Annotated in this window: 16 protein-coding genes and 1 riboswitch; of the genes, 7 read left to right on the top strand and 9 right to left on the bottom strand. The window is 69.0% G+C overall.

Translation table 11 applies throughout. The annotated features are described in order from the left end of the window. Positions 1-74: 74 nt before the first annotated feature. Complete coding sequence (locus ROJ8625_RS19450; RefSeq protein WP_085793598.1) at positions 75-1,238, top strand: M20 aminoacylase family protein; 1,164 nt, start codon at positions 75-77, stop codon at positions 1,236-1,238. A 25-nt stretch (positions 1,239-1,263) separates the two neighbouring features. Here the strand turns inward: ROJ8625_RS19450 and ROJ8625_RS19445 are convergent, their stop codons facing one another. Continuing rightward, complete coding sequence (locus ROJ8625_RS19445) at positions 1,264-3,108, bottom strand: ABC transporter ATP-binding protein (RefSeq protein ID WP_085793597.1); 1,845 nt, start codon at positions 3,106-3,108, stop codon at positions 1,264-1,266. A 278-nt stretch (positions 3,109-3,386) separates the two neighbouring features. On the opposite strand from ROJ8625_RS19445, the gene ROJ8625_RS19440 reads away from it, so the two are divergent. From ROJ8625_RS19440 to ROJ8625_RS19430, 3 genes are all read left to right on the top strand, one after another. Continuing rightward, positions 3,387-5,093, top strand: coding sequence for a peptide ABC transporter substrate-binding protein (locus tag ROJ8625_RS19440; protein ID WP_085793596.1), 1,707 nt, complete (start codon positions 3,387-3,389; stop codon positions 5,091-5,093). 364 nt (positions 5,094-5,457) lie between these two features. Continuing rightward, positions 5,458-6,495, top strand: coding sequence for an ABC transporter permease (locus ROJ8625_RS19435; protein ID WP_085793595.1), 1,038 nt, complete (start codon positions 5,458-5,460; stop codon positions 6,493-6,495). Then, positions 6,488-7,453, top strand: a complete 966-nt coding sequence (locus tag ROJ8625_RS19430; RefSeq protein ID WP_234984323.1) for an ABC transporter permease — start codon at positions 6,488-6,490, stop codon at positions 7,451-7,453. The genes ROJ8625_RS19435 and ROJ8625_RS19430 overlap by 8 nt, the downstream gene beginning before the upstream one ends. Before the next feature lie 187 nt (positions 7,454-7,640). Here the strand turns inward: ROJ8625_RS19430 and rplT are convergent, their stop codons facing one another. The 4 genes from rplT to pyk form a co-directional block, all read right to left on the bottom strand. Next, the gene (rplT, locus tag ROJ8625_RS19425; protein WP_085793593.1) at positions 7,641-8,006 is read right to left on the bottom strand and encodes a 50S ribosomal protein L20; all 366 of its coding nucleotides are present in this window, start codon (positions 8,004-8,006) and stop codon (positions 7,641-7,643) included. Between the two features lie 19 nt (positions 8,007-8,025). After that, a complete protein-coding gene (gene rpmI, locus ROJ8625_RS19420; RefSeq protein ID WP_085793592.1) occupies positions 8,026-8,226 on the bottom strand; it encodes a 50S ribosomal protein L35 in 201 nt (66 codons plus the stop codon). Positions 8,227-8,392: 166 nt separating this feature from the next. After that, positions 8,393-8,617 (bottom strand): hypothetical protein, encoded by a 225-nt coding sequence (locus ROJ8625_RS19415; RefSeq protein WP_085793591.1) that lies wholly within the window; start codon positions 8,615-8,617, stop codon positions 8,393-8,395. A gap of 70 nt (positions 8,618-8,687) precedes the next feature. Next, a complete protein-coding gene (gene pyk, locus ROJ8625_RS19410) occupies positions 8,688-10,133 on the bottom strand; it encodes a pyruvate kinase (protein WP_085793590.1) in 1,446 nt (481 codons plus the stop codon). Positions 10,134-10,445: 312 nt separating this feature from the next. Between pyk and ROJ8625_RS19405 the strand changes: the two genes are divergently transcribed. After that, positions 10,446-10,760, top strand: a complete 315-nt coding sequence (locus ROJ8625_RS19405; protein WP_085793589.1) for a DUF1244 domain-containing protein — start codon at positions 10,446-10,448, stop codon at positions 10,758-10,760. A 1-nt stretch (position 10,761) separates the two neighbouring features. Continuing rightward, complete coding sequence (locus ROJ8625_RS19400; protein WP_085793588.1) at positions 10,762-11,418, top strand: DUF5671 domain-containing protein; 657 nt, start codon at positions 10,762-10,764, stop codon at positions 11,416-11,418. 40 nt (positions 11,419-11,458) lie between these two features. Here ROJ8625_RS19400 and ROJ8625_RS19395 read toward each other — a convergent pair whose 3' ends face one another. The 3 genes from ROJ8625_RS19395 to dgcN form a co-directional block, all read right to left on the bottom strand. Beyond that, entirely contained in the window at positions 11,459-12,322 is an 864-nt protein-coding gene (locus ROJ8625_RS19395) for a D-amino-acid transaminase (protein WP_085793587.1), read from the bottom strand. Between the two features lie 94 nt (positions 12,323-12,416). Beyond that, the gene (gene dgcA / locus ROJ8625_RS19390) at positions 12,417-13,382 is read right to left on the bottom strand and encodes an N-acetyl-D-Glu racemase DgcA (protein WP_085793586.1); all 966 of its coding nucleotides are present in this window, start codon (positions 13,380-13,382) and stop codon (positions 12,417-12,419) included. Between the two features lie 78 nt (positions 13,383-13,460). Further along, positions 13,461-14,462, bottom strand: coding sequence for an N-acetyltransferase DgcN (dgcN, locus tag ROJ8625_RS19385; protein ID WP_085793585.1), 1,002 nt, complete (start codon positions 14,460-14,462; stop codon positions 13,461-13,463). A gap of 260 nt (positions 14,463-14,722) precedes the next feature. Here dgcN and ROJ8625_RS19380 point away from each other — a divergent pair, with 260 nt between their 5' ends. Next, positions 14,723-15,679, top strand: a complete 957-nt coding sequence (locus ROJ8625_RS19380) for an L-malyl-CoA/beta-methylmalyl-CoA lyase (RefSeq protein WP_085793584.1) — start codon at positions 14,723-14,725, stop codon at positions 15,677-15,679. Between the two features lie 232 nt (positions 15,680-15,911). On the opposite strand, the gene ROJ8625_RS19375 is transcribed toward ROJ8625_RS19380, so the two are convergent. Next, a complete protein-coding gene (locus ROJ8625_RS19375) occupies positions 15,912-16,400 on the bottom strand; it encodes a copper chaperone PCu(A)C (RefSeq protein ID WP_085793583.1) in 489 nt (162 codons plus the stop codon). Positions 16,401-16,433: 33 nt separating this feature from the next. After that, positions 16,434-16,623: riboswitch (cobalamin riboswitch) on the bottom strand. Positions 16,624-16,816 lie beyond the last annotated feature (193 nt).

The following is a 16,816-nucleotide window of genomic DNA, read 5'->3' as shown; positions in this document are numbered from 1 at the left end:
GCCGCCGCCTTGCGGGCGACCCGCGGCTCGTGCACTCTTGCGCGGTCCTTCCCTTTTCCCCGGAGCCCCGTGTCATGCCGGTCAAGAACCGCTTTGCCGAGATGCATTCCGAGATCACCGAGTGGCGGCGCGATCTGCACCGGAACCCCGAGATCCTGTTCGAGACGCACCGCACGGCCGGCCTCGTGGCCCAGCGCCTGCGCGACTTCGGGTGCGACGAGGTGACCGAGGGCATCGGGCGCACCGGCGTGGTCGGCGTGATCCGCGGCCGCGCGACCGGATCGGGCCGGACCATCGGCCTGCGCGCCGACATGGACGCCCTGCCGATCCACGAGACGACCGGGGCGGAATGGGCGTCGCAGACCGACGGCTCGATGCATGCCTGCGGCCATGACGGACACACCGCCATGCTGCTCGGCGCGGCGAAATACCTGTGCGAGACCCGCAACTTCGACGGCACCGTGGTGGTCATCTTCCAGCCTGCCGAGGAGGGCGGCGGGGGCGGCCGCGAGATGTGCGAGGACGGCCTGATGACCCGCTGGGGAATCGAGGAGGTCTACGGCATGCACAACTGGCCCGGCGTGCCGGTCGGCCAGTTCCAGATCCGGCCCGGAGCGTTCTTCGCCGCCACCGACCTGTTCGACATCGAGGTCGAGGGCCGCGGCGGCCACGCCGCCAAGCCGCACGAGACGATCGACACGACGGTCGCCGCGGCGCAGATCGTCAGCGCGCTGCAGACGATCGCAAGCCGCAACGCCGACCCGGTCGCGCAGATCGTGGTCTCCGTGACGTCGTTCCGTACCTCGTCAGACGCCTTCAACGTGATCCCCCAGAAGGTGCACATGAGGGGCACGGTGCGCACTCTGTCGCCCGAGATGCGCGACCTGGCCGAAGAGCGCCTGACGGCGATCGCGACATCCGTCGCCGCCGCCTTCGGCGCCGAGGCCCGCGTCGAGTACGTGCGCAACTATCCGGTCATGGTGAACTCTGACGAACAGACCCGCTTTGCCGCCGACGTGGCGCGCGCGGTCGCCGGCGACTGCGAGGAGGCCGATCTCGTGATGGGTGGCGAGGATTTCGCCTTCATGCTCGAGGAACGGCCCGGCGCCTACATCCTCGTCGGCAATGGCGACACGGCGTCGGTCCACTCGCCCGACTACGATTTCAACGACGAGACCATTCCGGCGGGATGCTCCTGGTGGGCCGAGATCGTCGAGCGCCGCCTGCCGGCCGCCTGAACGATCCGCGCCGAACGGCCGCGGATCAGTATCCGCTGTCCGACACCATCACGAAGTGGCCGGGACCAACCTCGGCATACTCTGCCGGTCCGGGTTCGTGGCCGAGCGGATGGATGGGCGACGGGATCGGCTTGAAAGACGGCGTGCGGGTCCGCCGTGCGCGCGGATCGGCCACCGGGACGGCGGCCATCAGCGCCTTGGTGTAGGCATGGCGCGGGTCCTCGAACACCGCGCGGCGCGGCCCGATCTCGACGATCCGGCCGAGATACATGACTGCGACCTTGTGACTGACGCGCTCGACCACGCCCATGTCGTGGCTGATGAACAGGTAGGACAGACCCAGCTCTGCCTGCAGCTCGAGCATGAGGTTCAGAACCTGCGCCTGCACGCTTACATCGAGCGCGGAAACCGCCTCGTCGGCGACGATCAGCTTCGGCTCGAGCGCCAGCGCACGCGCGATCGCCACGCGCTGACGCTGCCCGCCGGACAATTCGTGCGGATAGCGCCGCATGAAGGACCGCGGCAGTTCGACCCGGTCGAAGAGCTCTGCCACGCGCGCCTCGCGCTCGGCCTCACCCATCGAGGAGAAGTTGCGGAGCGGCTCCGCCACCTGTTCGAGAAGCGGCATCTGGGGATTCAGCGACGCGAAAGGATCCTGAAAGATCATCTGCATCCTTGCCCGGGTGCGGCGCAGGTCCGCCCCCGACATCGCAAGCACGTCCTGCCCGTCGAGGGTGACGGACCCGCGCATCGGCTCCACCAGCCGCAGGACCGAGCGCCCCGCCGTGGATTTGCCGCAACCCGACTCGCCCACGAGACTGAGCGTCTGGCCGCGGTTCAGCGTGAAGCCGATATCCTCGACCGCGTGCACCTGCGCGACGCGCCGCCGGAGCAGCCCGCCGCGCACCGGGAACCGCGTGGTCAGCCCGCGCACCTCGAGAAGCGGCGTGTCGGTGCCGCGCACCGGCTCGGCCGATACGGCGTCGCGGCCCACCAGCGGCATCGGCACCGGCGCGTCCGTGCCCCGCATCGCGCCCAGGCGCGGCACCGCCGCGAGGAGCGCGCGGGTATAAGGGTGTGCGGCGTCATCGAAGATTTGCGCGACCGGCCCCTCCTCGACCTTCTCGCCCCGAAACATGACGACCACGCGGTCGGCCATCTCGGCCACAACGCCCATGTCGTGCGTGATGAACAGGACCGCCGTGCCACGCTCGCGCTTCAACCGGTCGATCAGGGCGAGGATCTCGGCCTGGATCGTCACGTCGAGCGCCGTCGTCGGCTCGTCGGCGATCAGCAGGCGCGGCGAACAGGCCAGCGCCATCGCGATGACGACCCTCTGGCGCATGCCGCCCGACAATTCGTGTGGATACTGGGTAAGCCGTCGCTCGGGTTCGGGGATCCGGACCTCGCGCAGCAACTCGAGCGCGCGGCTCCGTGCCGCTCCACGGCGCAACCGCTCGTGTCGTCTCAGCCCCTCGGTCAGCTGCCGTTCGATGGTAAAGACCGGGTTCAGCGCCGTCATCGGCTCCTGAAAGATCATGCCGATCTCGGCGCCCCGGATCGCGCGCATCGCCGCCTGGTCGAGCTGCGCGAGGTCCACCGGCGCCGCGCCGTACCCGCGGTCGAAAAGGACGCGCCCGCCGGCGATCTCGCCGCCACCGAATTCCACGAGTCGCATCAAAGACAGCGCGGAAACCGACTTCCCCGATCCGCTTTCGCCGACGACGCAGACAGTTTCTCCGGCGCCGATGTCGAAGGACACGTCCCGCACGCCCTCGATGGCGCCCCGGCGCGTCGCGAACATCACGCGCAGCCCGTCGATGCGCGCAACGGGCACGGCGTCGTCAGAGGAGGAAGAGGTGTCGAGCATGCGCGTTCCGGACGGAGACGTGCCACGGTAGGAAGCGACGCCGTGTGCTGTCAAACCTCGCGGTGCCGCGTCGGACGCCCGAGCTGGCGAGCGGCCGTTTTCCGGGCGCCTGCGACCGATGCCCGTTCCCCGAAACACGCCACGCGCGGCGCGAGGCTTGCTTTTTCGTGAATCTCTGTTTCGATCTTCCCGCGGGCCGGTAGCGACTAGCGCCGGGTCCGACCGATCGGAACCAGAACAGACAGGCGGCGCATGAACCGCCGGACAGGGAGATCCCGATGACGCTCAAGACCCTTCTCGCAGGGGCCGCCGCCGGCGCGCTTCTGACCAGCCCGGCCGCCGCGGAGCGCGGATCGGACGGCGAGGTCCGTATCCTCTACCATCAGGCCCCGTCCATTCTGAACACCTACCTCTCGAGCGGAACCAAGGACGTGCAGGCCGCGAGCCTCGTTCTCGAACCGCTCGCCCGCTACGACGAGACCGCGACGCTCGTGCCCTACCTCGCGACCGAGGTCCCGACGCTGGAGAACGGCGGCGTCTCCGAGGATCTCACCACGATCACGTGGTCCCTGCGCGACGACATCCTGTGGTCGGACGGCACGCCCATGACCGCCGAGGACGTGGTGTTCAGCGCCGCGTTCTGCATGTCGCCCGAGGGCGGCTGTTCATGGCGGTCGAACTACGACGGTGTGGCCGATGTCACGGCCGTCGACGAACACACCGTGCGTGTGACCTTCGACGCGCCGAAGCCGTTTCCGTACGGTCCCTTCGTCGGGGCGCAGGCACCGATCATCCAGAAGGCGCAATTCGAGGACTGCCTCGGCGCCGCGGCCGTGTCCTGCACCGAAGAGAACTTCGCGCCGATCGGGACCGGACCGTTCGTGGTGACCGATTTCCGACCGAACGACGTGATCACCTTTGCCGCCAACGAGAACTACCGTGACCCCGAGAAGCCCGCCTTCGCAACAGTCACCTTCAAGGGCGGCGGCGACGAGATGGCGGCGGCGCGCGCGGTGCTCGAGACCGGCGAATACGACTACGCCTGGAACACGCAGCTCGCCCCCGACGTCCTCGACCAGATGGCGCAATCCGGCGAGGGCGAGATCATCGCCGCGTTCGGCACACTGGTCGAGCGGATCGAGATGAACCTGACCGATCCGTCGCCCGACCTGCCCGAGGGCGAGCGATCGACCGTCGCGCACCCGCATCCCTTCCTGACCGAGGAACCGGTGCGCCGCGCTCTGTCGATGGCGATCGACCGGGAGCTTCTGACCGAGGTCGGCTACGGCCAGGCCGGGCGCCCGACCTGCAACCTCGTCGCCGCGCCCGAAAGCTTCGCCTCGGACAACACCGCCTGTCTCGAACAGGACATCGAGGGCGCCCGCGCGCTTCTCGAAGAGGCCGGCTGGACCGACAGCGACGGCGACGGCGTGCGCGAGAAGGACGGCGAGCGCCTGTCGCTCGTCTTCCAGACCTCGACCAACGCGGTGCGGCAGGATTTCCAGGCGCTGATCAAGCAGTGGTGGTCCGAGATCGGGGTCGAGACGGAGCTGCGCAACATCGACGGCTCGGTGTTCTTCGGCGCGGATCCCGCCAGCCCGGACACGTTCCAGAAGTTCTATGCCGACGTGGAGATGTACGCCAACCTCTTCGACGGCACCGACCCGCAGAGCTACCTCGCGCGCTATCGCTGCGGAGAGGAGCCCAAGCCCGATACCCAGTGGCAGGGCACCAACATCAACCGCTTCTGCAGCGAGGAATACGACGCGCTTCTGGACGAGCTGGCGCAGACGGCGGAGCCCGCGCGCCGGCAGGAGATCGCCAAGACGCTGAACGACATGCTCACCGCCGACTCGATGGTCATCGTGCCGCTCGTGCACCGCGGTCGGGTGTCGGCCAAGTCGAACACGCTCGGCGGGGTCGTGCTGAACGTCTGGGACAGCGAATTGTGGAACATCGCCGACTGGACCCGCGAGGAGGGCTGATCCCCCTCCGGTCGCCTGTCGGGCCCGCGACGGCCCTGCCTGGCCGGACCCGGGGGAAAGCCTTCGGCCCGGCGGGCTGGCTGCGCCGGCCACCGGTGCAGATCACGCCGTCCCGGAGTGGCGACCGCGGCCAGCGGGCCGGTCCGGCCATCCGGCGCGCACCCTGCCCCGTGCAGGACCCGCCGGACGCGCGGCGCGCCAACGCCGATGCGCACCGCCGGCCGGCGGACCACTTGGCGCAGGCGTCGAAACGCACCGGACCGCCGAGACCGCGCCGTCTTCGGACGTTTCGGCGGCACGCGACCTGGCGATACGGCCGACCAGGCGACAGAGCGGCCGCGTCGGCGGCCACGGGTGTGCACCGATGCTGACCTACACGATCCGCCGACTGATCCTCGCGGTGCCGACGCTGATCTTCATCAGCTTCGTCGTGTTCATGCTGCTGCAGCTTGCGCCGGGCGATCCGCTCGCGCAGGTGCCGCTGACCGTGCCGCCGGAGGTGCGCGCGCAGATGCGCGAGGCGCTCGGGCTGGGCGAGCCGCCGCTCGTGCAATACGGCAAGTGGCTTTGGCAGCTCTTCGTTCTGGAGCCGCAGATCTTCGTCGACTGGGCGACGCGCGAAAGCTGGCTGCTGGGCTGGCTGCCCGACACCGCACTCTATTCCGGCGAGCTGCGCGTGATCTCTTGGCAGACCCGCTCGCCGGTCCTCGATATCGTGCTGCAGCGTCTTCCGCAGACGCTCTGGGTCGTCGGGCTGGCCTATGTCGTCGGCATCCTCATCTCGCTGCCGATCGGCATCTACTCGGCCTATCGGCAGTATTCGGTGTTCGACCAGGCGGGGACCTTCGTGACCATGGTCGGCTTCTCGATCCCGCCTTTCTTCACCGGGCCACTGCTGATCGTGATTTTCTCGGTCGGGCTCGGCTGGCTGCCGTCGATCTACGATACGACGCACCGGGTGACCGATTGGGACAGCTTCGTGGTGCAACTGCGCCAGATGATCATGCCGGTGATGGTGCTGGCGCTGCAGATCACCGCGCAGTTCGCGCGCTACATGCGGGCGGCCACGCTCGACAACCTGCGTCAGGACTACGTCCGCACGGCCCGCGCCAAGGGGCTGCCGGAGGCGGTGGTCGTCGGCGTGCACGTGGTGCGCAACTCGATGATCCCCGTGGTCACCGTGATCGCGCTCGGCGTGCCGTCGATCTTTGGAGGCGCGATCATCACCGAGACGATCTTCAAGGTGAACGGGATCGGCCAGCTGTTGATCACGGCGCTCTTCGCCAACGACCTGCCGATGGTCATGACCCTGACCTTCATCTTCGCGGTGCTGATCGTGGTGTTCAACCTCATCGCCGATGTCCTCTACGGCCTGCTCGACCCGAGGATCCGCTATGACTGAGACCGGCTTCACCGAGGCGTTGCGCGACGACGGCCCCGACGAGCCACCGCGTGGCCGCTGGCGCGACGTCTGGGCACAGTTCGCCCGCCACGGCGGCGCGGTCGCGGGCGGCGGCTTTCTCGTCTTCGTCACGCTTGCGGTGCTGGTCGGCCCGTTGATCTGGACCACCGATCCGCAGACGCTGGACATCCGCGCCAAGAACCTCCGGCCGATCTGGACAGGGCTCTGGGCGGCCGACGCCTCGGTGTCTTGGGCCCATCCCTTCGGGACCGACAACCTGGGCCGCGACATGCTCGCGCAGATGATCGCGGGCGGGCGCGCGTCGCTCGCCGTGGGCTGGGCGGCTATGCTCCTGTCGCTGGTGATCGGCACGGCGATCGGGGTGGTCGCCGGGTTTTTCCGGCGCCTCGATGGCGTGCTCATGCGCCTGACCGACCTCTTTCTCGCGCTGCCGATCCTGCCGCTCCTGCTCGTGGCGGTGACGCTGTTCCGGCAACCGCTGCGCGCCTCCTTCGGGCCGGAGGGCGGCATGTTCATCCTGATCGTCGCGGTGATCGGCGTGACCTCGTGGATGCCGACCGCGCGCATCGTTCGCGGCGACGTCCTCGCGCTGAAGGAACGCGAGTTCGTGCTGGCGGCGCGCTCCCTCGGCACGACGCCGGGCCGGATCATGCTGCGCCACCTCCTCCCCAACGTGCTGTCGCCGATCATGGTCTCGGCGACGCTGGGCCTCGCCACGGCGATCATCACCGAAAGCGCCCTGTCGTTTCTCGGCGTGGGGTTTCCCTCGGACTTCCCCACCTGGGGCAAGATGCTCGCTGACGCGGTGCCGCGGATGGTCGAGTATCCCGAGCGGGTGCTGCTGCCCGGCATCGCGATCTCGCTCACGGTGCTGGGCGTGAACTACATGGGCGACGGGCTGCGCGACGCGCTCGACCCGCGGATCCGGCAGCGCTGACAGGCTCGGGCGCGGGGCCGGGACCGACGCGCGGGGGCTCTGCCCCCGCACCCCCGGGGTTTTTCGGCAAGATGAAGGAGGATCGAAGCGCGTCGACCCACGCGCGCCGAGGGTCGTGCCGGAAACGCGAAGGGCGCGCCGCCCGGAAGCGACGCGCCCTCGAATGACGGCCTCGAGACCCGTGGTATCAGGCCGCGAGTGCGCCTTTCGCCTTTTCGACGATGGCGCCGAAAGCCTCGGGCTCGTGCACGGCGAGATCGGCGAGCACCTTGCGGTCCACCTCGATCCCGGCCTTGGACAGGCCGTTGACGAAGCGCGAATAGGTCAGCGCCTCGTCATGCGCGCGGACAGCGGCGTTGATGCGCTGGATCCAGAGCGCGCGGAAATTGCGCTTGCGGTTCTTGCGGTCGCGCGTGGCGTACTGGTTCGCCTTGTCGACCGCCTGGCGCGCCACCTTGAAGGTGTTCTTGCGCCGGCCGTAATAGCCCTTCGCCGCCTTGGTGATCTTCTTGTGGCGCGCGTGGGTGACGGTTCCGCCTTTGGTACGGGACATGCTTCAGGCTCCTTCTCGTTCAGCGGTCGTAGGGCATGTAGCCCTTGACGATCTTCGCGTCGGGCTTCGACAGCGTGGTCGTGCCGCGCGCGTCGCGGATGAACTTGTTGGTGCGCTTGATCATGCCGTGGCGCTTGCCGGCCTGGGCGGCGATGACCTTGCCCCCCGCCGACACCTTGAAGCGCTTCTTGGCGCTCGACTTGGTCTTCATCTTCGGCATTTCGGTCTCCTGACGGTCAGAGATAACCGCGCGACTCGGCATACCGATCCGGCCGGCCGCGCGCAGGTTCGTGCGAGCCGTCGCGATAGAGCAGACGGCGAAGGAATGCAAGCGGCGGATATCGGGTGCGCGACCTGGCATATGCCGCGCGCGCCGCGCCGGGTCGTCAGCCCATGAAGCTCGACAGCGTGCGGTAGATCGCGTCCGGAATGTCGCCCAGGGTGTAGCCGCCCTGCTTGGCGCGCAGCGCGTAGATCACGAGCCCGCCGGAGATCGCGACCACGAGAGAGGAGATGCGGGGGCTGCGCCCGTCCGACAATGCGGAAGCGACGGAGGGCACGGCGAACACGGCCAGAACGAGGCCGAGCGTCAGAGCGAGATCGGGTCCCATGCGAGGCACACCCCAAAAGAGCGCGGCCCGCGGAACGGGCCGCCGGTGATCCCCAGGCGCCGAGCGAATGCTACTCCGGATCGGTGTTGTAGATCAAACGTTCGTCGCAGGGCGCGACGCGAAGAATGTTCGTCGTGCCCGTCGTGTTGAACGGCACGCCCGCGGTCACCACGATCTGGTCCTCCGTTCCGGCGTAGCCGAGCTTGCGCGCGGCGCGGGCGGCATTGACCACCGCCGACTTGAACCGGTCGAGTTCGCCCGTGATGACGCACTTCGTGCCCCAGCTGAGCGCGAGGCGCCGCGCGGTGGACTGCACCGAGCTGAGCGCGAGGATCGGCGCCGGGGGCCGCTCGCGGGCGACGAGGAGCGCCGTCGTGCCCGACTGGGTGTAGCAGCAGATCGCCTTCACGTCGGTGGTCTCGGTGATCTCGCGCGCGGCGGCGACGATGGCGTCGGCCACCGTGGCGCGTTCGGCGCCGCGCTGCGCATCGATGATCTGGCGGTAGTTGGGGTCGCCCTCGACCTCCTGCGCGACGTTGTCCATCGTCCGCACCGCCTCGACCGGGTACTGGCCGGCGGCGCTTTCGGCCGACAGCATGATCGCGTCGGAGCCCTCGTAGATCGCGGTGGCGACGTCGGACACCTCGGCCCGCGTGGGCATCGGGCTCTCGATCATCGATTCGAGCATCTGCGTGGCGACGATCACGGGCTTGGCGGCCGCGCGGCAGGCCCGTGTCAGACGCTTCTGGATCGGCGGCACGTTCTGGACCGGCAGTTCCACCCCGAGATCGCCGCGGGCGACCATGATCCCGTCCGACGCGGCGAGGATGGCGTCGAAGCTCTTGACCGCGGCCGGCTTCTCGATCTTCGACAGGATCGCCGCGCGGCCGCGGGCCCGCTCGCGCGCCTCGGTCACGTCCTCGGGTCGCTGCACGAAGCTCAGCGCCAGCCAGTCGACCCCCAGATCGCAGACGAAATCGAGATCCGAGCGGTCCTTGTCGGATAGCGCCGCGAGCGGCAGCACGACGTCCGGCACGTTCACGCCCTTGCGGTTGGAGATTGTGCCGCCGACCGTCACCGTGCATTCGGCGAAGTCGGATCCGCAGCGTTCGACCCGAAGGCGGATCTTGCCGTCGTTGACGAGAAGCGCCGCGCCCGGTTCGAGCACCGCGAAGATCTCCGGATGCGGCAGGTGCACGCGGTGCACGTCACCGGGCGCATCGTCGAGATCGAGCCGGAAGGCGGCGCCTTCCTCGAGCTCTTCCTCGCCGTTGGCGAAGCGGCCCACGCGCAGCTTCGGCCCCTGGAGGTCGGCGAGGATCGCGATCGTCGAATCGAGGTCGCGTTCCACCTGCCGGATAATCGCGTGGCGCGCGGCGATCTCGTCGTGCGTGCCGTGGCTCATGTTGAGCCGGAACACGTCGGCACCGGCCTCGTGCAGCGCCCGGATCGTCGCGTAGTCCGAGGAGGCCGGGCCCAGCGTGGCCACGATCTTCACGTTTCGCATACGTCTCATGGGATCTCCCGTTCCGCTCGGTCTTTTCGGTCCGCGGCCGCGCTCGTGTCTCTCCGGCCGTAGCCCGCAATCGTCTCCGGACACCGGCTCCGGCCGGCCCCGATCGCATCGTTATCGCTAACGGCGGCTCGGGGCCACCGTCGATTTGACCCCCGCCGCTCTCTGCCTCCTGCCTGCGCGACGCGAGGGACGCTTGGCAAGCCCTGATCGGCTCCCGGCACGATACCGCGATGCCCACGCCCCGGCCCCGCCGCGTCTTGAAGCGGGCCGCCAAAAGGCCGATGTCTGGGACAGCATCCGGAGGTGACAGACATGGACGACCAGACCCGCATCGAACTCGAGGCCGCCGCCTTCCGCCGCCTGCGCCAGCACCTGATGGAAGAGCGGACGGACGTACAGAACATCGACATCATGAACCTCGCCGGCTTCTGCCGGAACTGCCTGTCGCGCTGGTACCAGGAGGCCGCGAACGCGCGCGGCATCGACATGGACAAGGAGCAGGCGCGCGAGATCTTCTACGGCATGCCGATGTCGGAATGGAAGGCGAACTACCAGACCGACGCGTCGCCCGACACGCAGGCCGCCTTCGAGAAGAGCTTTTCCGAAAACGTCGGTTCCAAGGGCTGACATGCGATCCGAGGATCGGCTTGCCGCCTTCGTCGCCGATGCGCTGAAGGCCGGGCACGGGCGTGCCGAGGTGGCCCGCGCGCTCACCGCCGCGGGCTGGTCCCGGGCGGAGGCGGACAAGGCGCTCGGCGACTGGGCGGCGGGTGACTTTCCGCTGCCGGTGCCACGGCCCCGGCCGGCGGTCTCGGCGCGCGAAGCGCTGGTCTACGGACTGATGTTCGTGGCGCTTGCTGTGTCCGTCGTCCAGGCGTTGTCGCTCGGGTTTGCCCTCATCGACGGCTGGCTGGGCCAGGATTCGGCGCCACCGTCTTTCGGGACCTGGCGGGTGCGCTCGGCTGTGGCGAGCCTCGCCGTTTTCGCACCCCTGTTCCTGGTGCTGAACCTGCGGGTGGCGCGCGCCGCGCGCGCCGACCGGTCGCTCCGGCGCTCGGCGGTGCGGGACTGGCTGGCGCACGCGGCGATGTTCGTGGCAGCCCTCACGCTTGTGGGCGATCTCGTCTCGGCGCTGTCGGCGGCGCTCGGGGGCGGTCTCACCGCGGACTTCGCCGCGAAATCCGCGCTCGTGGCCGTGGCGGCCGCGCTCGTCTACGCCTATTTTCGCGGCTTCACCCGTTCGGCCGACGCGCCGGCCGCCGACACGGCGTCGCGCGCGGTCTAGGCGCACGCGCAACCGGGCGGCATCCGCCCGGCCGATCCCGTCAGATCGCCGCCTTGCGGCTTTCGTCGAGGTAGATCTCGCGCAGACGACGCGCGCGCGGGCCCGGTTTGCCGTCGCCGAGCGCGACGCCGTCGATCTCGACCACCGGCATGACGAAGGCCGAGGCCGAGGTGACGAAGGCCTCGTCCGCGGACTGCGCTTCGGCGATCGTGAACGGCCGCTCCTCGACCTCCATCTGCGCCTCGCGCGCGTAACGCAGCACAGCGGCACGGGTGATGCCGTGCAGGATGTCGGTCGACAGCTGCCGGGTGACGATCTTGTTGCCGACGACGATGTAGGCGTTGTTCGACGTGCCTTCGGTCACCGCGCCGTCCTCGACCATCCAGGCGTCGTCGGCGCCGGCCTTCTTGGCCATCATCTTGCCCATCGACGGGTAGAGAAGCTGCACGGTCTTGATGTCGCGCCGGCCCCAGCGGTGATCGTCGATCGAGATCACCTTGATCCCCTCGCGGCTCGCCGCGCTGTCGGCCAGCCCCGGCTTCGACTGCGTGAAGAGAACGATCGTCGGGTCGGTGGTGTCCGGGTCGGGAAACGCGAAATCGCGGTCGCCGGGGGCGCCCCGCGTGATCTGCAGGTAGACCAGCCCGTCCTCGATCTCGTTCACGCGCACCAGTTCGCGGTGGATCTCGAGCAGCTGCTCCGGCGTCACCGGGCTCTTCATCTCGAGTTCGCCGAGCGAACGCTCGAGCCGCCGCGCGTGGCCGTCGAAATCGATCAGCTTGCCGCCAAGCACGCTTGTCACCTCGTAGACCCCGTCGGCCATGAGGAAGGCGCGGTCGAAGATCGACACCCGCGCCTCGTGCTCGGGCAGGTATTCTCCGTTGACGTAGACGGTACGGGTCATGGTGCGGATCCTCCGGTTCGGATGTCGTGACAGGTGCGCCAACCCGCGGCGCCGGTCAAGCCCGGCCCCTGTCGCGGCAAACGCGGGCGCGCCCTCACCCCCAGAGCGCCGGGTCGGGCGGATGCACGCCGTCCGCGTCGTAGTGCAGCGGCGGGTCGCGGTCCTCGGCCAGAAGCAGCGGCCCGTCGAGATCGGTGACCGCCGCGCCCTGCGCGACCAGCACCGCCGGCGCCATGGCCAGCGAGGAGCCCACCATGCACCCGACGAAGACGCCGTAGCCCCGCCGCTCGGCCTCCGCGCGCAGCGCGAGCGCCTCGGTCAGCCCGCCGGTCTTGTCGAGCTTGATGTTGACGATGTCGTACTTGCCCTCGAGCGCCGCCAGCGACGCGCGGTCGTGGCAGCTTTCGTCGGCGCAGACGGGCACCGGGCGATCCAGGCCCCGAAGCGTCTCGTCGTCGCCGGCGGGCAGCGGCTGCTCCACCAGCTCGACGCCGAGCCGCAGCAAATGCGGCGCGAGATCGGCGTAGACCTCTGCGCTCCAGCCTTCGTTGGCGTCGATGATGATGCGTGCCGCCGGCGCGCCGGCGCGCACCGCCTCGAGCCGCGGCATGTCGTCGGGCGTGCCGAGCTTGACCTTCAGAAGCGGGCGGTGCGCGTGTTTCGCCGCCGCCGCGCGCATCTTGTCGGCGTCCTGCAGCGACAGCGTGAAGGCGGTGATCTCCGGCCCGGGCCGCGCAAGGCCCGCAAGCGCCCAAGCGGGCGTGCCCGCCGCTTTCGCCTCGAGGTCCCACAACGCGCAATCGACGGCGTTGCGCGCCGCGCCCGCCGGCAGCAGATCCTGCAGCACCGCGCGGTCGAACCGATCGGGCAGCGCGTGGATCTCGGCCTCGACGCTCTCCAGCGTCTCGTCGTAGCGCGCGTAGGGCACGCATTCGCCCCGCCCGGTGACGCCGCCATCGGTGACGTGCACGGTCAGCACTTTCGCCTCGGTCCGCGACCCGCGCGAGATGGTGAACGCCTCGGCCAGCCGGAAGACGTCGCGCGTCACGTCCACTTTCATGCGCCCTGTCCTTCTTCTTGGCGAAAAATACTCGAATAACGACGGCCGCAATCCTGCGCGCCGCCGGTGCGTCCGCGCTCACATCGCCTTCAGCGCCTCGACCAGCGGCGCGGTGCCGTGGCGGTACGGATCAACGGCCGGCAGGCCCATCCGGTCCTCGACCTGGCGCAGATACGCTTCGGCCTCGCCATCGTCGAGCGCCGCGGTGTTCACCGACACGCCGATCACCTGGCAGCCGGGGTTGGGCACGCGCGCGAGTTCGAGTGCCATGTCGCGCAGCGCCTCGAGCGAGGGCAGCGCATAGCCCGGCAAACCGCGCATATGCGTGCGCGTCGGCTCGTGGCAGAGCACGAGCGCGTCGGGCTGTCCGCCGTGGATGAGGGCCAGCGTCACACCGGAATAGGACACGTGGAACAGGCTCCCCTGCCCCTCGATGACGTCCCAGTGGTCGTCGTCGTTGTCGGGCGTCAGCCACTCGACCGCGCCGGCCATGAAATCGGCGACCACGGCATCGAGCGGCACGCCCTCGCCGGTGATCAGGATGCCGGTCTGTCCGGTCGCGCGGAACGACGATTTCAGCCCCGCCTCCTTCATGTCGCGGTCGAGCGCGAGGGCGGTGTACATCTTGCCGATCGAACAATCGGTGCCGACCGCCAGCACCCGCTTGCCGCGCCGTTTCTCGCCGTTGGCGATCGGGTACTCGACCTCGGGAATGCGCACGTCGTGCAGCGCGCGGCCGGTCGCCGCGGCCTTCTCCGTCAGGTCCGTCTCGTTGCGCAGCAGGTTGTGCAGCCCCGAGGCGAGGTCGAAGCCCTGGTCGAGCGCATCGATCAGCACCTCCTTCCAGGCCGCCGAGATCTTGCCGCCGCGGTTCGCGACGCCGATCACCAGCGTCTTGGCGCCGGCCGCCTTCGCCTCCTCCAGCGTCATGTCGGGCAGGTTCATGTCGGCCTTGCAGCCCGACATTCGGAACTGGCCGACACAATTGTCCGGTCGCCAATCCTTGATTCCCTGCGCCACCTTCGCGGCGAGCGGATCGGGCGCGTCCCCCAGGAAAAGCAGATACGGTGTCTCGATCATCGGCGTCCTCGTTCGGTCGTCCCCGGCGCAGACCGAGGTTCTATCGTGCAGAACGTGTCGCAAATCCCGGCGGTTTCCAACGCCTCGCGGCGCTTTTCGGCGCCTGACAGGCCGCTTTGCCCGGCGAGACGGCACCGCGGCCGGCGCCCGCGGGCGCCACACGCGGCCATGCTGCAGGTGCAGAAAACCCGCTTGATCCCGCTCGCGCAGACTTCTATCCGTCAGGGAGCAATTTGCGAAACATTCTTGCGCGAGGTTCCATGTCGTTCCGCATCCAGCCCGCTCCGGTCGCCCGGCTCAACCGCTGTCAGCTCTTCGGACCCGGCTCGCGGCCGCAGATCTTCGAGAAGATGGCCGCCTCGGATGCGGACGTCATCAACCTCGATCTCGAGGATTCGGTCGCGCCCGACGACAAGGCCACGGCGCGGGCGAACGTGATCGCGGCGATCGGCGACGTGGACTGGGGCGACAAGACACTGTCGGTGCGGATCAACGGCCTCGACACCCCCTACTGGTACCGCGATGTTGTCGAACTGATCGAGAACGGTGCCGACCGGCTCGATCTCATCATGATCCCCAAGGTCGGCTGCGCGGCGGATCTCTACGCGGTCGACGCCCTCGTGACCGCGGTGGAGCGCGCCGCCGGCCGGACGAAGCCGCTCGGCTTCGAGGTCATCATCGAAAGCGCCGCCGGCATAAGCCATGTCGAAGAGATCGCTGCCGCCTCGCCAAGGCTGCAGGCGATGAGCCTTGGCGCCGCCGACTTCGCCGCATCGATGGGCATGGCGACGACGGGGATCGGCGGCACGCAGGACAACTATTACATGCATCGCGACGGCCAGAACTACTGGGCCGATCCGTGGCACTGGGCGCAGGCGGCCATCGTCGCGGCCTGCCGCACGCATGGCGTCCTGCCGGTCGACGGCCCGTTCGGTGACTTCTCGGACGACGCGGGCTTCCGCGCGCAGGCGCTGCGCTCCGCCACGCTCGGCATGGTCGGCAAATGGGCGATCCATCCCAAGCAGGTGGCCCTCGCCAACGCGGTCTTCACGCCCACCGAAGACGCGGTGAGCGAAGCGCGCGAGATCCTCGCGGCGATGGAAGAGGCCACGAAGAGCGGCCAGGGCGCCACGGTCTACAAGGGGCGCCTGGTGGACATCGCCTCGATCAAGCAAGCCGAGGTGATCGTGCGCCAGGCAGAGATGATCGGGCTCTGAAAGCGGCGCCAGTCCGGTCACCGGATCGACCTTCCCCGAAGCACAACGGAACGGGCAGATGCGTTCCGCGGATCGGCCCGAAGCGTCTCGCGGACCGATCCGCGGGCTACGGGCCTCGAGGGCGCGTGGCACCGACCGCGGTCCGAACCGCCCGGCCGAGCGAAAAGAGGCCCGGCGATGTCGCGCCGGGCCTCTTGAAGAACAGTATGTCGAACAGCCCCGGGCTGTCGGGTCAGCTGGTCTCGGCGTCGTGCTCGAGGTCGTGATCGCCCGCTTCGACCTCGACCTCGATCTCCAGCGTGCCGACGTCCTCGAAGGTCAGGTCGGCGTGGAAGTGCTCGCCGGCCTCGAAGGCGCGCTTCACGTCGTGAAACACGACGTGGACGCCGCTCGGCTGCATGGTCAGAACCTGACCGGGCGCGATCTCGAGCGCCGTCACCTCCCGCACCGACATCTTGCCGCTGTCGTCCACGGACGGCGCCTGGAACACGCCGTCGGCCGCGAAATCGACCGACGCGCCGGTGAGCGTCACGGCCACGTCCGAGGTGTTCTCGATGGTCAGGAACACGTCCATCGAATGCGCGGTCGCGCTGACCTCGACGGTGTGGGCGTGGCTGACCACGATGCCGCTGGTGCTGGCCGTGTCGCCGTCGTGATGTGCGAACGCCGGCATTACGGACGCGGCCGCGATCGCGGTCGCGAACAGAGTGCGTTGAAACATGATATCTCCTTTTCAGGGGCCCTCCGCCCCTCGTTTCTGGTCCGTCCGGCGACAGGTCTCCTGGCTCGCGGATCATCGCACGGCTTCCGCCTTCCCAGCCGCGTGGCCAGTGGCATCACGAAAGCCTGCTCATCGCTTACAGTTGCGGGGGCAGCGTCGGCCTTTCACCGACTTCCCTCGTCTTTCCGAACGGGGCGACATTATCATCGGCGCTTCGGTTTGCAATCGTCGATGGCGTGTCAGTCGTCGAATGCATAGGCGGCGGCGCGCCTGTCGACCGAACGCCGGGGCCGAAGTCATAGGTTTGCGTGCGCGGTTGCCCGGGGCACCGGGATACCGCCGAAACCGGCGCTGCGGTGCACTCCCGGCCCTCCATCGGTCGCCACACCCCTCCCCCGATCAGGCGTCTTGTCTTC

Source organism: Roseivivax jejudonensis (genome assembly GCF_900172265.1).
GTDB lineage: Bacteria > Pseudomonadota > Alphaproteobacteria > Rhodobacterales > Rhodobacteraceae > Roseivivax > Roseivivax jejudonensis.
Note: the sequence above shows the minus strand (reverse complement) of the source record. Positions and strands in the feature narration are given on the sequence as shown.

Coding starts and splice junctions, on each gene's coding strand:
- ROJ8625_RS19450 (WP_085793598.1), top strand. CDS start 75: ATGCCGGTCAAGAACCGCTTTGCCGAGATGCATTCCGAGATCACCGAG.
- ROJ8625_RS19445 (WP_085793597.1), bottom strand. CDS start 3,108: ATGCTCGACACCTCTTCCTCCTCTGACGACGCCGTGCCCGTTGCGCGC.
- ROJ8625_RS19440 (WP_085793596.1), top strand. CDS start 3,387: ATGACGCTCAAGACCCTTCTCGCAGGGGCCGCCGCCGGCGCGCTTCTG.
- ROJ8625_RS19435 (WP_085793595.1), top strand. CDS start 5,458: ATGCTGACCTACACGATCCGCCGACTGATCCTCGCGGTGCCGACGCTG.
- ROJ8625_RS19430 (WP_234984323.1), top strand. CDS start 6,488: ATGACTGAGACCGGCTTCACCGAGGCGTTGCGCGACGACGGCCCCGAC.
- rplT (WP_085793593.1), bottom strand. CDS start 8,006: ATGTCCCGTACCAAAGGCGGAACCGTCACCCACGCGCGCCACAAGAAG.
- rpmI (WP_085793592.1), bottom strand. CDS start 8,226: ATGCCGAAGATGAAGACCAAGTCGAGCGCCAAGAAGCGCTTCAAGGTG.
- ROJ8625_RS19415 (WP_085793591.1), bottom strand. CDS start 8,617: ATGGGACCCGATCTCGCTCTGACGCTCGGCCTCGTTCTGGCCGTGTTC.
- pyk (WP_085793590.1), bottom strand. CDS start 10,133: ATGAGACGTATGCGAAACGTGAAGATCGTGGCCACGCTGGGCCCGGCC.
- ROJ8625_RS19405 (WP_085793589.1), top strand. CDS start 10,446: ATGGACGACCAGACCCGCATCGAACTCGAGGCCGCCGCCTTCCGCCGC.
- ROJ8625_RS19400 (WP_085793588.1), top strand. CDS start 10,762: ATGCGATCCGAGGATCGGCTTGCCGCCTTCGTCGCCGATGCGCTGAAG.
- ROJ8625_RS19395 (WP_085793587.1), bottom strand. CDS start 12,322: ATGACCCGTACCGTCTACGTCAACGGAGAATACCTGCCCGAGCACGAG.
- dgcA (WP_085793586.1), bottom strand. CDS start 13,382: ATGAAAGTGGACGTGACGCGCGACGTCTTCCGGCTGGCCGAGGCGTTC.
- dgcN (WP_085793585.1), bottom strand. CDS start 14,462: ATGATCGAGACACCGTATCTGCTTTTCCTGGGGGACGCGCCCGATCCG.
- ROJ8625_RS19380 (WP_085793584.1), top strand. CDS start 14,723: ATGTCGTTCCGCATCCAGCCCGCTCCGGTCGCCCGGCTCAACCGCTGT.
- ROJ8625_RS19375 (WP_085793583.1), bottom strand. CDS start 16,400: ATGTTTCAACGCACTCTGTTCGCGACCGCGATCGCGGCCGCGTCCGTA.